Origin of the sequence: Neisseria sp. HMSC061H08 (assembly GCF_001836795.1) — a bacterium.
GTDB lineage: Bacteria > Pseudomonadota > Gammaproteobacteria > Burkholderiales > Neisseriaceae > Neisseria > Neisseria subflava_A.
On sequence record NZ_KV830555.1, the window covers coordinates 20370 to 21954 of the forward strand.

The 1585-nt window shown below is 34.1% G+C and carries 2 protein-coding genes and 1 pseudogene; 1 reads left to right on the forward strand and 2 read right to left on the reverse strand.

The features are described 5' to 3' along the window. Window positions 1-371, forward strand: a pseudogene (locus tag HMPREF2675_RS00955) (transposase); the annotation flags it as partial. Here HMPREF2675_RS00955 and HMPREF2675_RS00960 read toward each other — a convergent pair. Together HMPREF2675_RS00960 and HMPREF2675_RS11490 are read right to left on the reverse strand one after the other, a co-directional pair. After that, window positions 371-886: a hypothetical protein gene (locus tag HMPREF2675_RS00960; RefSeq protein ID WP_070813744.1), complete on the reverse strand. Its 516-nt coding sequence runs from the start codon at window positions 884-886 to the stop codon at window positions 371-373. The pseudogene HMPREF2675_RS00955 and the gene HMPREF2675_RS00960 overlap by 1 nt on opposite strands. 15 nt (window positions 887-901) lie before the next feature. After that, window positions 902-1585 (reverse strand): hypothetical protein (locus HMPREF2675_RS11490; protein WP_283127778.1); only part of this gene is annotated, 684 nt, incomplete at its 5' end.

A 1585-nucleotide genomic window follows, 5' to 3' on the forward strand; every position in this document is an offset into this window, starting at 1 on the left:
CCGAATTGCTGGAACTGATTAACCGACAACTGACCGAAAAAGGCCTAAAAATAGAGAAAGCATCCGCTGCCGTCGTTGACGCCACCATTATTCAGACCGCCGGCAGCAAACAGCGTCAGGCCATAGAAGTTGATGAAGAAGGACAAATCAGCGGCCAAACCACACCGAGTAAGGACAACGATGCCCGTTGGACAAAGAAAAACAGCCTCTACAGACTCGGTTACAAACAACATACCCGTACCGATGAGGAAGGCTATATCGAGAAACTGCACATCACTCCTGCCAATGCCCATGAGTGCAAACACCTGTCGCCTTTATTGGAAGGGCTGCCCAAAGGTACGACCGTCTATGCCGACAAAGGCTATAACAGTTAATTAGGATATATACCTTCTATATAATCCTTATTTAAATAAAAACTCTTATAAAAATCTGTGTTATCTGTCGGGATTGAAAAAAAGATTTTATCTTTATCATCAGGTTTAAATTTGTTATCAATATTAAAAAGAGAATAAGGATCACAATGAGTTCGACATACTAATGGTAAAAATTTATATCTTGGATCATGAGATATTCGATATTTATCAGGATCGAAAGATGCTAAAAATTCATCAATATTGGTATCAGATATTTTGTCATCACTAATAAACATCGCTAGAGATGGGCGACCTTGATTTTTCATTTGTTGATTAGTAAAGGCTATAAATGCTAACTTGCCATTGTCGTCATACCACATAGATTTATAGTTATTGCCTTTGGGAGAATAAATTCTAGCAACACATAACATAGCTCTATCTTTACAGTCGTTATATAGAGTTTCATCAAACTCAACTGCATGGCACAATAAAGGCAATAGAAAAAAAAGGGTTATTAATTTATTACTATACATAAGACGGCTTTCTATTTATTCGATAATAAATCTAGTTTTCAATATTTGATTTTGTTCTGGGTTGGTATACATAATAAATTTTACTGCTCCAAAATCTGATATTAAACCTACAACTTTTCCATTTTCCGTATAATTGTCAGGTTTATTTGCACTAATAATTTTATCTTTTAGGTGTGGGAATTTTTCTTTTAGAATATCACTCTGTACATTCATCCCTTTTCTATAAATATTATCTGAGAACATCTTTAGTCTAGCATAATATTGGGATGCTAAATTTGCATCTTGCAGCAAATTATGCTCTTCAGATGTCAAATTTCGACCTTCTTGTTGTTTAAACTTTATAGGTGTTGCATCTGTTAAAAAATCTTTTAAACGATTATATCGATATTTATGTAAGATTGAATTTAGTCCTGTTTCCGCTTTATCAAATTCTTCACTATTTTGGGTATAATTTTGAGAAATTAAACGTTCAACTATAGGTTGTGTAATAAGTAAACGATTTGCTAAATGCTGATATTCTTTATTTGTTTGAGCATTATCATTCATGTTTGGTGTATTAAAATCACTTGGATCCCAAATCATTTTGGCATATGAATCAACATATAGTGTCAGATTATCTGTAATAGGAAATTTATTTTCATCAAGGAAAACCGGCAACATCTGAAAGAGCATCGGCTGCAGGACGGCATTATGCGCAAA